The 12,784-nt window shown below is 76.6% G+C and carries 13 protein-coding genes; 3 read left to right on the top strand and 10 right to left on the bottom strand.

The annotated features are described in order from the left end of the window. Window positions 1-2: 2 nt before the first annotated feature. The 7 genes from QSK03_RS06400 to rimP all read right to left on the bottom strand — a co-directional run bounded on the left by QSK03_RS06400 (window position 3) and on the right by rimP (window position 7,399). Entirely contained in the window at window positions 3-1,019 is a 1,017-nt protein-coding gene (locus QSK03_RS06400) for a DHH family phosphoesterase (protein WP_285649528.1), read from the bottom strand. 75 nt (window positions 1,020-1,094) lie between these two features. Next, window positions 1,095-1,628, bottom strand: a complete 534-nt coding sequence (gene rbfA / locus QSK03_RS06395; RefSeq protein WP_285649526.1) for a 30S ribosome-binding factor RbfA — start codon at window positions 1,626-1,628, stop codon at window positions 1,095-1,097. 30 nt (window positions 1,629-1,658) lie between these two features. Continuing rightward, on the bottom strand, window positions 1,659-1,955 hold the full coding sequence (locus QSK03_RS06390) for a DUF503 domain-containing protein (protein WP_285649524.1): 297 nt from the start codon (window positions 1,953-1,955) through the stop codon (window positions 1,659-1,661). Window positions 1,956-1,984: 29 nt separating this feature from the next. Continuing rightward, on the bottom strand, window positions 1,985-5,146 hold the full coding sequence (gene infB / locus QSK03_RS06385) for a translation initiation factor IF-2 (RefSeq protein WP_285649522.1): 3,162 nt from the start codon (window positions 5,144-5,146) through the stop codon (window positions 1,985-1,987). Between the two features lie 61 nt (window positions 5,147-5,207). After that, complete coding sequence (locus tag QSK03_RS06380) at window positions 5,208-5,480, bottom strand: YlxR family protein (RefSeq protein ID WP_502872141.1); 273 nt, start codon at window positions 5,478-5,480, stop codon at window positions 5,208-5,210. Between the two features lie 132 nt (window positions 5,481-5,612). After that, window positions 5,613-6,734 (bottom strand): transcription termination factor NusA, encoded by a 1,122-nt coding sequence (gene nusA, locus QSK03_RS06375; protein ID WP_285649518.1) that lies wholly within the window; start codon window positions 6,732-6,734, stop codon window positions 5,613-5,615. After that, the gene (rimP, locus tag QSK03_RS06370) at window positions 6,731-7,399 is read right to left on the bottom strand and encodes a ribosome maturation factor RimP (RefSeq protein WP_285649516.1); all 669 of its coding nucleotides are present in this window, start codon (window positions 7,397-7,399) and stop codon (window positions 6,731-6,733) included. Before rimP ends, nusA begins: the two co-directional genes overlap by 4 nt. 212 nt (window positions 7,400-7,611) lie before the next feature. On the opposite strand from rimP, the gene QSK03_RS06365 reads away from it, so the two are divergent. After that, on the top strand, window positions 7,612-8,151 hold the full coding sequence (locus QSK03_RS06365) for a hypothetical protein (protein ID WP_285649514.1): 540 nt from the start codon (window positions 7,612-7,614) through the stop codon (window positions 8,149-8,151). After that, window positions 8,148-8,636, top strand: a complete 489-nt coding sequence (locus QSK03_RS06360; RefSeq protein ID WP_285649512.1) for a DUF4439 domain-containing protein — start codon at window positions 8,148-8,150, stop codon at window positions 8,634-8,636. Before QSK03_RS06365 ends, QSK03_RS06360 begins: the two co-directional genes overlap by 4 nt. Before the next feature lie 20 nt (window positions 8,637-8,656). Here the strand turns inward: QSK03_RS06360 and QSK03_RS06355 are convergent, their stop codons facing one another. Both QSK03_RS06355 and QSK03_RS06350 read right to left on the bottom strand, forming a co-directional pair. Then, entirely contained in the window at window positions 8,657-10,063 is a 1,407-nt protein-coding gene (locus tag QSK03_RS06355; protein WP_285649510.1) for a hypothetical protein, read from the bottom strand. 107 nt (window positions 10,064-10,170) lie between these two features. Further along, complete coding sequence (locus tag QSK03_RS06350; RefSeq protein WP_285649508.1) at window positions 10,171-10,989, bottom strand: SDR family NAD(P)-dependent oxidoreductase; 819 nt, start codon at window positions 10,987-10,989, stop codon at window positions 10,171-10,173. 52 nt (window positions 10,990-11,041) lie between these two features. On the opposite strand from QSK03_RS06350, the gene QSK03_RS06345 reads away from it, so the two are divergent. After that, complete coding sequence (locus QSK03_RS06345; protein ID WP_285649506.1) at window positions 11,042-11,452, top strand: secondary thiamine-phosphate synthase enzyme YjbQ; 411 nt, start codon at window positions 11,042-11,044, stop codon at window positions 11,450-11,452. An 84-nt stretch (window positions 11,453-11,536) separates the two neighbouring features. On the opposite strand, the gene QSK03_RS06340 is transcribed toward QSK03_RS06345, so the two are convergent. Beyond that, window positions 11,537-12,730: an ROK family transcriptional regulator gene (locus QSK03_RS06340; RefSeq protein WP_285649504.1), complete on the bottom strand. Its 1,194-nt coding sequence runs from the start codon at window positions 12,728-12,730 to the stop codon at window positions 11,537-11,539. Window positions 12,731-12,784: the final 54 nt, after the last annotated feature.

Genomic DNA, 12,784 nt, shown 5'->3' with positions numbered 1-12,784 from the left:
GCTCACCCCAGCAGGGGCGCGTCCGCGAGGGCGCGGCGGACGCGGTCGAGGATCGCGGGGGCGTCGCCGTCGAGCGTGAACCCGGACGCCACGCGGTGGCCGCCGCCGCCGAGCGCGGACGCCGCCGCGGCGACGTCGAGGCGCCCCTTGGAGCGCATGTTGGCGGTCCACCGGTGCGCGCCCACCTGCTTGAGGACGACCGCCACCTCCGCCTCGGCGGTCGTGCGCAGCACGTCGATGACGCTCTCGATCTCCTCCTGGCGCCCGGTCGAGGTGTGGTCGCGGGTCACCAGCGCGTGCACGAGGCCCAGCCCGCGCGCCTCGCCGACCTCGAGCCGCGCGGTGGCCAGCACCGCCGAGAGCATCGACAACCACGAGAAGGGGTGCGTGTCGAGCAGGGGACGGGTGACGGCCTCGGCGTCGACGCCGGCGACGAGCAGGCGCGCGGCCATGGCGTGGGTGTCCGGCGACGCGGCGCGGAAGTTGCGGGTGTCGGTGACCAGCCCGGCGTAGAGGCAGCGGGCGGTCGGGAGGTCGACGGGCGCGCCGATGGCGTCGAGCAGGTGCAGCACCATCACCGCGGTGGCCTCGGCGCGCGGGTCGACGTAGTAGTAGGTGCCGAAGCCCGAGTTCGAGATGTGGTGGTCGATCACCAGCGTCGTGCCCGCGGTGTCTGCCCTGTCGGCGAGCGGGCCGAGACGGTCGACGCTGCCGGTGTCGAGCACCACGAGCAGCTCGGGCACGTGCACGACCCGGTGGTGGGGCACGACGAGCCCGGCGACGTCGAGGTCGCGCAGCGACTCCGCCGGGTGCTCGGGCGCCCCGAACGACACCTGGACGTGCGCGCCCCGCCGGTGCAGCGCGAGCCCGAGGGCCAGCGCGCTGCCGAGCGCGTCCGCGTCGGGGTTGACGTGTGCGAGCAGCACCACCTGCCGGGCGTCGGTCAGGAGACCGACCGCGTCCTCGAGCGGGATGGGACGGCTGCCCGTCTCGCCCCGTCTCGGTTCCGCCGCGACCATGGTTGCTGCGCTCCCTCGTGTCCGCGCCCCGAGGGAGAGCGTCGACGTCTCGACGGTGACCGTACGGAGTCGTCGTCAGCCCGTCGACCGCACCCCGTCACGATCCGCCGCGGATCCCGGGTCCGGCTCGTCGTGCTCGTCGCCGACCGGGACGTCGTCGAGATCCTCCGGGTCCTCGAGGTCGTCGTCCTCGCGCGGCTTGCGGTACGGGTCGGCCTCGCCCGCGTAGGAGGCGCCGACGGCGAGGGTGGCCACCTCCGCGTCCGCCTGCCGGACGCCCTCGAGCAGCTCGTCGAGCCGCGCGGCGCCCTCCGGCACCGCGTCCGGGACGAACGCGAGCGACGGCGTGAACCGCACGCCGGTCTGGCGTCCGACGGCGGTGCGGAGCACGCCCCGGGCGCTGGCCAGGGCGGCCGCGGACCCGGCCTGCTCGGCCTCGTCGCCGTAGACGGTGTAGTAGACCGTCGCCTCGCGCAGGTCGGCGGTCACCCGGGTGTCGGTGATCGTCACCATCGCCAGGCGCGGGTCCTTGACCTCGTGCTCGAGCGTCGAGGCGACGATCTGGGAGATCCGCTTGGCGAGCCTGCGGGCCCGTGGCGCGTCGGCCATGGCGCGGTTCCTCCTGTGTCGAAGGGTGGTCTAGTCGTCGTGCGGACCCAGCCAGCGGGTCCGCGCGGAGAGCACCTGGAACTCGGGGTGGGCGGCCACCAGGCGCTCGCAGTGGTCGAGCACGTCGGTGACGTGCTCGGGGTCGGCCGCCACCGCCGCCACCCCGATCAGGGCGCGGCGGTGCAGGTCGCGGTGACCCGCCTCGGCGACCGACACCGCGTACTTCCGCTTCAGCTCGGCGACGACGGGCCGCACCACGGAGCGCTTCTCCTTGATGGACCCGACGTCACCGAGCAGCAGGTCGAGCTCGAGGGCGCCGACGTACATCCGTCAGCGCCCCCGGGCGGGCATGACCGTCACTCGCGGGGCTTCTCCCGCATCTCGTAGGTCATGATCTTGTCGTCGACCTTGATGTCGTTGAACGACCCGAGCGTCAGACCGCACTCGTAGCCGTCGCGGACCTCGGTGGCGTCGTCCTTGAACCTCTTGAGCGAGTTGATCGTGAGGTTCTCGGCGACGACCGCACCGTCGCGGACCAGGCGCGCCTTGGCGTTGCGCCGGATGATCCCGTCGGTGACCAGGCAGCCGGCGATCGAGCCGACGCGCGAGGAGCGGAAGACCTCGCGCACCTCCGCGGTGCCGAGCTCCACCTCCTCGTAGATCGGCTTGAGCATGCCCTTGAGGGCCTGCTCGATCTCGTCGATCGCCTGGTAGATCACCGAGTAGTAGCGGATGTCGATGCCCTCGCGGGTGGCCAGCTCCGTGGCCTTGCCCTCGGCCCGGACGTTGAAGCCCAGGACGATGACGTCGGAGGCGATCGCGAGGTTGATGTCGCCCTCGGTGATCGCACCGACGCCGCGGTGCAGCACCCGCAGCTGGACCTCCTCGCCCACGTCGATCTTCATGAGCGCGTCCTCGAGAGCCTCGACGGTTCCCGAGTTGTCACCCTTGATGATCAGGTTGAGCTCGTTGGTCTCCTTCAGCGCCGCGTCGAGGTCCTCGAGGGACACGCGCTTGCGACGCGAGGCCAGCTGGGCGTTGCGCTCGCGGGCACGACGGCGGTCGGCGATCTGGCGCGCCACCCGGTCCTCGTCGACGACGAGGAAGGTGTCGCCGGCGCCCGGCACCGACGTGAAGCCGATGACCTGCACCGGGCGGGAGGGCAGCGCCTCCTTCACGTCCTCGCCGAACTCGTCGAGCATCCGCCGGACACGGCCCGACGCGTCGCCCGCGACGACGGAGTCGCCGACGCGCAGCGTGCCGCGCTGGACCAGCACCGTGGCCACCGGGCCGCGGCCGCGGTCGAGGTGCGCCTCGATCGCGACACCCTGGGCCTCCATGTCCGGGTTGGCCCGGAGGTCCAGGGAGGCGTCCGCGGTGAGCAGGACGGCCTCGAGCAGCCCCTCGATGTTGATGTTCTGGCGGGCCGAGATGTCGACGAACATGGTCTCGCCGCCGTACTCCTCGGCCACCAGCCCGTACTCGGTGAGCTGCTGACGGATCTTCTGAGGGTTGGCGCCCTCCTTGTCGATCTTGTTGACCGCCACCACGATCGGCACGTCGGCCGCCTGCGCGTGGTTGATCGCCTCGATCGTCTGGGGCATCACGCCGTCGTCGGCCGCGACCACGATCACCGCGATGTCCGTGGACTTCGCGCCGCGGGCACGCATGGCGGTGAACGCCTCGTGACCCGGGGTGTCGATGAAGGTGATCTTCCGGTCGACGCCCTCGAGCTCGGTGTCGACCTGGTAGGCGCCGATGTGCTGGGTGATGCCGCCGGCCTCGGCCTCGGCCACCTTCGTCTTGCGGATGGTGTCCAGCAGGCGCGTCTTGCCGTGGTCGACGTGACCCATGACCGTGACGACCGGCGGACGGGCCTCGAGGTCCTCGTCGCCGCCCTCGTCGGAGCCGTAGCTGATCGAGAACGACTCGAGCAGCTCGCGGTCCTCCTCCTCGGGGGAGACGACCTGGACGTCGTAGTTCATCTCGCCGCCGAGCAGCTCGAGGACGTCGTCGGACACCGACTGGGTGGCCGTGACCATCTCACCGAGGTGGAACAGCACCTGGACCAGCGAGGCCGGGTTCGCGTCGATCTTCTCGGCGAAGTCGGTCAGCGAGGCGCCGCGGGGCAGCCGGACGGTCTCGCCCTTGCCCTTCGGCAGGCGGACGCCGCCGACCGACGGCGCCTGCATGTTGTCGAACTCCTGGCGCTTCTGCCGCTTCGACTTGCGACCACGACGCGCGGGACCACCGGGACGCCCGAAGGCACCCGCGGCACCGCCGCCACGACCACGGCCACCGGGACCGCCGGGACGGCCGCCGCCACCGCGGAAGCCGCCGCCGGCCGGGGCACCGCCGCCACCGGGGGGACCCCCGGGACGACCGCCGCCACCGGGACCGCCACGGCCGCCGCCGGGGCCACCACGGCCGCCGCCGGGACCGCCACGGCCGCCGCCGGGACCGCCGGGACCACCGCGTCCGGGCGGGCCGGACGGGCGGGACGGCATCATCCCGGGGTTGGGACGCGGGGGCATGTTGCCCGGCGAGGCACCGCCGGTGCCGCCGGGGCGCGGCGGGCGCTCACCGCTCGCCGCGGCCGGACGCTCGCCGTCGCGCGGCGGGCGGGGCGCCGGGGCCTCGCCGTCACGCGGCGGCCGCGGGCCGCCCTGACCGCCGCCCTGCCCCTGGCCGGGCTGCTGCGGACGCTGCGGCCGCGGCGGGGCGCCGGACCCGACCCCGAAGGGGTTGTTGCCGACGCGCGGCGCCTTCGGCCCGGGCTTGGGGGCCTGGGGACGGGGCGCGACGGTCGCGTCGCCCGCGCCGCCCTGCTCGTCGGCCGCGGCGGCCGGCCGCTGCTGCGGGCCGGGTCGCGGGGCACCGCCCTGGCCGCCCTGGCCGCCCTGGCGCTGGTCGCCACCGCGCTCGGCGGGACGATCGCCGCCGGGCCGCGGGATGCCGCCGGAGCGCTGACGGTCGCCGCCGGGGCGGGGACGGTCGCCACCGGGCCGGGGCGCCTGGGGCGCCGCCCTGCCGGACTGACCGGTGTCGGGCGTGCTCTCGGCCGGTGCCGACGGGGCGGCCGGCGCGGACGCGGACGCCGCGGCGGGCGCGGACTGGTCCTGCCGGTCGCCGGGACGGGCGCCGGGACGCGGACCGGGGCGCGGAGCGCCACCGGACGAGCCCGCGCCGCCCGCACCGTTGCCGCCGCCGGACGGGGCCGCACCGGGGCGCGGGCCGGGGCGCGGGGCGCCGGACGAGCCGGACGGGCTCGACGACGGGCCCGGACGCGGGACGCCGCCGCCCGGACGCGCGCCGGACGAGGCGCCGGGGCGCGGCTTGCGCTCGGAGCCGTTGCCGCCGCCGGACATGGAGTCGCGCAGCTTGCGCGCGACGGGGGCCTCCACCGTCGAGGACGCCGACTTGACGAACTCGCCGAGGGACTCCAACTGCGTGAGTACCTGCTTGCTGGTGACGCCGAGCTCCTTCGCGAGCTCGTGCACCCGGGCCTTTCCTGCCACTGATCTCCTCATTCTCGAGGTCAGCGGGGGGCCCGCGACCTCGTCCTCTACGCCTGCGCCTTCATCGGGAGGGCTTCACGGCTGGCTCATGGGGGTCGACCTGCTTCCTCGTACTCACGCGACGGTCGTCGCGTGTGACTGGCCCGGGGCCGGAGTCCGGATCGAGCAGCGCGCGCAGGGCTCCGGTGTCGAGCGGCCCCGGGACACGTAGTGCCCGGGGGAACGCCGACCGGCGCTCCGCGCGATGCAGGCAGTCCGCGTCGGGGTGCAGCCACGCACCGCGACCGGGCAACCGATGTCGTGGATCGGGATCGACGACCCCGTCCGCGGCCACCACTCGCAGGAGTTCCGACGCCGAGGCCCGTGAACGGCAGCCGATGCAGGTGCGCACCGGGCCCCGACCGTCGTCCCGACGATCACGTTCCGGCGCCACCCCACGACTGGGCTCGCGGGTTCGGGCCACCGGTCACTCTACCGCGCCGCTCGACGGCTGCTCGACCCGCTCCGCCTCCGGCCGCTCCGCCGGCTCCCCGTCCGGCTGCGCATCCGGCTGCGCGTCCGGCTGTGCGTCCGGCTCACCGTCGGGCTCGGGCTCCTCGTCGTCCGGGGGCAGCGCCTCGGCGTCCGAACGGATGTCGATGCGCCAGCCGGTCAGCCGAGCGGCGAGGCGGGCGTTCTGGCCCTCCTTGCCGATCGCGAGGGAGAGCTGGAAGTCCGGCACGACGACGCGGGCGGTGCGGGCCTTCGCGTCGACGACCGTCACGGACACGACCTTGGAGGGCGAGAGCGCGTTGCCGACGTACTCCGCCGGGTCGTCCGCCCAGTCGATGATGTCGATCTTCTCACCGTTGAGCTCGCTCATCACGCCGCGCACCCGCGCCCCCATCGGGCCGATGCAGGCGCCCTTGGCGCCGAGCCCGGCGACGGTGGACCGCACCGCGATCTTCGACCGGTGCCCGGCCTCGCGGGCCACCGAGACGATCTCGACGGCGCCCGAGGCGATCTCGGGGACCTCGAAGGCGAACAGGCGCCGCACGAGGTTCGGGTGGGTCCGCGAGAGCGTCACGCCGACCCCGCGCGGACCGCGGTTGACCCCGACGACGTAGCAGCGGATCCGGGCCCCGTGCTCGTAGCGCTCGCCGGGCACCTGCTCGGCGGCCGGCAGCACGCCCTCGATCGACCCGATCTCGACCACGACGACGCCCCGGGCGTTGGCCCGCGCGTCGCGCTGGACGACGCCGGCGACGACCTCGCCCTCCTTGGCGGAGAATTCCCCGTAGGTGCGCTCGTGCTCGGCGTCCCGCAGCCGCTGCACGACGATCTGGCGAGCCGTCGCCGCGGCGATGCGTCCGAAACCCTCGGGGGTGTCGTCGTATTCCCCGAGGACCTCGCCGCCCTCGTCCGTCTCCGGCACGAGCACGGCGACCTCGCCGGTCTTGCGATCGACCTCGACCCGCGCCTTCGGGTGCTCACCGCCGTTCTGCTTGTAGGCGGTGAGCAGCGCGGTCTCGATCGCGGAGAGCACGGTCTCGAACGGGATCTCCTTGTCCCGCTCGATCGCCCGCAGCGCGGCGATGTCGACCTTCACGACCGGTCCTCCCGTCCCTGCGCCCCGGCCTCGTCACCGGTCGCCGCGGCCACCAGGGCCTCGACCTCGGCCGGCGGGGCCGGCTTGAACTCGACCTCGACCACGGCCCGCCGGATCTCCGTGAGCGGTACCCGGTGCAGCACCGGGCCGCGCGGCGTGCCCTCGGCCAGCGTCACCGCGGCGTCGGTGCCGGCGTCGGCGTCGTCCTCCGCGGCGCCGACGGGACCGACCCGCGCGGTGAGCGTGCCGCCGTCGGTGCGCGTGACCTCCACCCGGCGCAGCCACGCCCGCCGCCAGTGGTGGGGGCGGGTCAGCGGCCGGTCGGTGCCCGGCGTCGTCACCTCGAGCGTGTACTCGCCCTCGGGGGCGGCGCCCGCCCGCTCTCCGGCGTCGATCGCGTCGAGGACCGTCGACAGCTCGCGACTCACCCCGGCGACGGCGTCGAGGTCGGGGCTGGGCGCCGGCGGGTCGTGGGGGCCGGGGACCTCGGCGGTGTCCACCACGACGCGCACGACCTGGCGCCGCCCGGCCGGGCGCACCTCGAGGTCGTCGAGCACGAAACCGGCGGCCTCGACGACCTCGACGACGGTCGGGCGCAGGCGCTCGGCGGCCGTGCCGTCACGGCCGTCGCGACCGGCGTGCGCAGGGGACGTCCCTGGGGACAACGGGGCTCCTCACGGGGCGGGCCCGCCGCGGGCGACGCGCTGGGCGCACCGGTGGCGGTTCCGGTGGCCTCGGGGCGGCGCGGGCGGGTGGAGGCGGATGGCGCCGGGGTGCCGGCGCGCAGTGGTCCAGGGTAGCGCTCGCCCCCGGCGGGACCGGCCGGTGCGGGCGCGTCGGGCGGGGCGTCCGCCCGCGGCTGGCAGACTGCCCGGCCGTGGTCGCCGCCGACACCGCCGACGCCGCCGGACGCGGCGCCGGCCCTCCCCCGTCGCGTCCCGCGCCGTCACGTCGCACCGTGCTCGCGGGCGCCGCGGCGCTGGTCGCCGCGACCGGGCTCGCGGCGGCCGGGTGCGCCCGCGACGAGGGCCCCGACGAGCTCGAGGCGCCGCTCGCGGCCGCGCGCGCGGACGCGACCGCCGCGGCCGCCGCCGTGGCCGCCTTCCCGGAGCTGGGGAGCCGGCTCACCCCGGTCCGCGAGGCCCGCAGCGCCCACGCCGACGCGCTCGCCGCGGAGATCCGGCGGGCGCGCCCCGACCGCACGGAGGCCGTCGACGCCCCGACCGGCCCGGGCGTCCGCCCGGCCCCGGCGCAGCCGCCGGCGAGCGCCGCGGCCGCGGTCACGGCCCTGCGCGGCTCCCTCGGCGCGGCCCGCGACGCCGCCGGTGCCCTCGCGCTGACGACGGCGTCCTACCGGTGCGGCCTGGTCACCTCGGTGGCGGCGAGCTGCGCCGGGTACGCGACGGTGCTGGCATGACGACGCCCGCCCCCACCCCCGGACCGGGATCGCTCGACGACGACCTCGCGAACGCCGTCGTCACGGCCCTGGGCACCGAGCACGCCGCGGTGTGGGTCTACGGCCTCGCGTCGGCGTTCCTGCCGTCCTCGGCAGGGACCACGCTCACCGCCGCCTCGCTCGCCCACCGCGAGCGCCGCGACGCCGTCGTCGCGCTGCTCGGGCGCGCCGGGGTGACGCCGCCGCCCGCGGCGGCGGCCTACCGCCCGCCGTCGCCGGTGACCGACGGCGCGTCGGCCGCCGCGCTCGCCGCGGTCGCCGAGGACGACGTCGCCGCGGCCTGGCGTGCGGTCGCCGAGCGCACCGAGGCGCCCGACGACACCGAGCTGCGCCGCCTCGCGCTCGGCGCGGTCACCGCGGCCGCGACGACCTCGGTCACCTGGCGGCAGCTCGCCGGCCGCACGCCGCTCGTCCCCGCGTTCCCGGGGGACGGCACCGCGACCTGAACCCGCCTCGGCGCGGGGCCCTACCGCAGGGCGAGGCCCGCGCGGGAGATGCGGTCGAGGGCGTCGCCGTCGGTGAAGGCGGGGTCGATGCCGTCGGCCTCGGCCACGACGACGCGGTCGCCGAGCTGCGCCGACGCGTAGCCCTGGCCGGTGAGGCCGTCAGGCGCGCCCGGGTAGCCGCGGCGCTCGCGCAGGAGGTCGCTGATGTTGCCGGTGCCGTCGCTGTCGACGAGGGACCGGAAGGCGCCCGCCGTGTTTGTGTCGGCCAGCTGCACGGTGGCCACGGCGACGACGATGTCCTGGCCGTCGGCGGTCGCGGACCACAGCGAACGGTCCAGGTGCCGGCACGGGCGCTCGCGCAGGAACGCTGCGGCCTGGCGGTAGGCGTGGCCGTCGCAGGACGCGTCGGACGTCGCGACCTGGCGGGTGAAGGTGATGCCGTCGACCACGCGGGTCGCGGTGGGGTCGGGCTCCGCGGAACCCCCGGTGGCCGCGCGCCCCACGAGGAACGCGATCCCGAGCGCGACGAGGAACGCGGCGACGGCGGCGAGGGTCAGGCCGCGCCAGCCCCAGACCCAGTCCGGCAGCCTGCCGCCGTACCGGGAGCGCCCGGCGCGTCCGGGCGCGGAGACCATGCCGCCGATGGCCCCGCCCCGCAGCGGTCCGGAGGACTCGGGGGCCGAGGCGGGCAGCCGGCCCGTGGCCGGGAGGGGGGTGCGGCCCGGGGAGCCCGAGGAGCCCGGCGAGCTCGAGGTGCCCGGCGACGAGTCGCTGCTGCGGGAGGTCGGGACGGGCACCGGGGCGGTCTCGGGGACCGCGCCGGCCTCGAGGGCCGGCGTGCCCGGGGCGAGGAAGCCGACCTCGGCCAGCTTCGTCCCGTCGGGGACGTGGTCGCCGAGCCGGAAGGCCGCGAGCAGGCGGCGCACGTCCTCGACGTCGAGCACGCGGAAGGAGCCGACGGGGGCGGTGAGCGCCGTGCGGGTGGCGCCGACGCCGGCCTCGTCGTCGCCGACGGTCGCGAGCACGCGCCGGGGGGCGCCGCACGCCGGGTCGGGCAGGGCGAGCAGGCGGTCGAGCTCGTCGGCGGACTCGCGGGCCGTGGGCGGCACGGTGTCGGGGGCGCCGGAGCGGGCGCGGGGCAGGCCGGTCGCCGGGGTCGCGAGGCCCGCCCGTCCCCCGCCGGCGGCGACCGCTTCGCGCGAGGCGTCGCGCGCCAGCTCGCGCTCGCCCGCGGGCAGCGCGGCGAGGCCGAGGACGCCGTCCGGGCGCAGCACCACCGCGTCGAGCACGCCGTCGGGGCCGCCCGGCAGCGCCACGACGACGCCCGGGACGGGCGCTCCCGCCTCGGCCTGCTCGAGCAGGCCGCGCACCCGCGTCACCCGCTCCGGAGCGATACCGAGACGGGGATCGGGGGCCAGGACCAGCATCCGATCCTCCACGTTCGGGGGACATGGACCGTGCTCAACGTAGCCGAAGGGGTCACGATCCGATCACGACCCCCGGGCCCCGGCGTGTGGCCCCGCTCGCGGGGCCGTCAGCGCGACAGCCGCCGCCGTTCGCCCATCCGCGCCACGATCGGGACCGCGACCCGGGCGAGCGCCGGCAGCGCCGCCGACGTCCGCTGCAACGCTGCACGCCAGCCCGGCACGGTACGCATCGCCCGGCGGGACCCGAGCAGCCCCATGGCCGCGTCGACGACCTCGTCGACCGAGAGCAGCCGCGTGCCGGTGAACAGCAGGGCGGCGCTGGGCCGGTGGGCGACGTTGCTGACCAGGGAGGTGTCGACGACGTCGGGGCACAGGGCCCGGATGCGCACGGGGCGGCGGGCGGCGGCCAGCTCGATGTCGAGGGCCTGCGAGTAGCTCAGCGCCGCGGCCTTGCTGGCGCCGTAGAGCGCGAAGCCGGGCGTCGGGCCGAGCCCGGAGAGCGAGACGACGTTGAGGATGTCGCCGCGGCGCATCACCTCGATCGCGGCGCGGCTGCCGTGCACGACGCCGAGGGTGTTGACCTCGAAGGTGGTGCCGACCTCCTCGTCGGTCGCCTCCCACGCGGGCGCGGTCGACAGGACCCCGGCGTTGTTGATCCACACCGTGACGTCGCCGAGCCCGGCCGCGGTGCGCGCCACGGCGCGGTGGGCCGCGGGGTCCCGCACGTCGAGGGGCAGGGCGGTCGCGGGCCCGTCGAGGGACTCCGCGGTCGCCTGCGCCGCCGCGCCGTCGACGTCGGTGACGACGAGGTGGTGGCCCCGCGCCGAGAGGGCGGCCGCGAGGGCCGCCCCGATGCCCCGGCCGGCGCCGGTCACGACGGCGACGGCGACGCGTCCGCTCCTGGAGTCCTGTCCGGGCTGCTGCACGGCGGCATCCTGCACCTCCGGCGCTCCGGTCGCGGGCCCTACCCTCCGTCGGGTGTACAGCGAGGAGATCGAGGTCCGGACCGGCGCCCGGGAGACCGTCCGCGACATCACGGGCGAGTGCACGCGGTTCGTCCAGGGCGCGGACGCCCCCGACGGCCTGCTGCACGTGTTCGTCCCGCACGCCACGGCCGGTGTCGCGATCATCGAGACCGGCGCCGGCAGCGACGACGACCTGCTCGCCCAGCTGCGCGAACTGCTGCCCGCCGACGGCCGCTGGTCGCACCGCCACGGCTCGCCGGGCCACGGCCGCGACCACGTCCTGCCCGCCCTCGTCGCCCCGTCGATGTCGGTCCCGGTGCTGGGCGGCCGCCTCGCCCTCGGTACCTGGCAGTCCGTGTGCCTCGTCGACACCAACGGCGACAACCCCTCCCGGAAGGTGCGGCTGAGCCTGTTGGGCGGCTGAGGTCGTGTCAGCGAAGTGCCCCTATCGGCGTGCTCCGCTCGACGACACTCAGAGCGTCCGTATCGGTACTTCGATCACCGAGGATCAGGGTCGGTCGCCGGCGAGCGCCGCGAGTCCCTCGGCGCTCGTGGCGTGGTCGAGCGCCAGGGCCGCGGCACCGTGCAGGGCCCCGTCGTCGCCGTGGACCGCGTCGAGCACGGGCACCGGCTGCTCCCGCCGGAAGCCCATGAGCCCGCGGCGGTAGGCCTCGTCGAAGCCCGGCGCCGCGCGCAGGCCACGGGCGAGGCCGCCGACCACGACGACGTCCGGGTCGTGCACGTTCACCACCCCGGCGACGCCGCGCGCCAGCACGACGCCCGCGGCGCGCACCGCCCCGACGGCCGCGTCGTCCCCGGCGGCGCACCGGCACAGGACGGCCTCGGCGTACGAGCGGGGGTCGGTCGGCGTCGGGTCGCCCAGCAGGCGCGCGAGGGCCCGGCCGTCGACCTCCGGGCCCCAGCAGCCGGAGGCGCCGCACGCACAGGGTCGCGCCGGGTCGCCGAAGGGAAGGTGGCCGTACTCCCCCGCGGCGCCGTGTGCGCCGAGGTGCGGCCGCCCGTCGAGCAGGAGCGTGCCCCCGAGACCGACCTCGACCGTGAGGAAGACCGCCGTGCTCGCCCCGGCCGCCGCTCCGGTGCGCGCCTCGGCGACGCCGGCGAGCGTCGCGTCGTTGCCCACCCGCAGCGGCACCGGCGTCGGGCCCAGGCACCGCGTCACCGACCCGAGGTCGACGGCGTCCCAGGCCAGCTCGGTGGCGTGCACGAGCCCGTCGTCGCTCCCCGGAGCGGGCGCGGCGAGCCCGACAGCCACGACGTGGTGGTCGGCCGCCACCCGGGCGATGGCCCCGCAGAGGGCCTCGGTGACCGCGGCGGGATCGCGGTCGTGGCGGGCGCTGACGACCCCGGTGACCTCGCCGTCGAGCCCGGCCAGCCCCACGCGCCAGTCCTCGTGGCGCACGTCCGCGGCGACGACGCGGGGGCCGTCGGGCGCGGGCCCCAGCGTGGTGGTGGGCCGCCCGCGACCCTGCACCGGCGCGCGGTGCTCGCAGAGCCACCCGGCCTCGCGCAGGCGCGTGACGGTCTCCGTCGCCGACGCGCTGGAGAGCGCGAGCCGGCGCCCGAGCTCGACGCGGGTGATGCCGGGCGTGCGCCGGACCTCGTCGAGCACCTCCGCACTCGTGCGCCACCGGTCCACGCGGGCGCGACCGGGCTCACGTCCGATCTCCGTTGACGCGGTCATGGCTCCGATTATCCTCGGAACACGAGAATATACGACTCTGCGTTGGAAGGACCC

Origin of the sequence: Actinomycetospora sp. NBRC 106375 (assembly GCF_030269665.1) — a bacterium.
Taxonomy (GTDB): domain Bacteria; phylum Actinomycetota; class Actinomycetes; order Mycobacteriales; family Pseudonocardiaceae; genus Actinomycetospora.
Note: the sequence above shows the minus strand (reverse complement) of the source record. Positions and strands in the feature narration are given on the sequence as shown.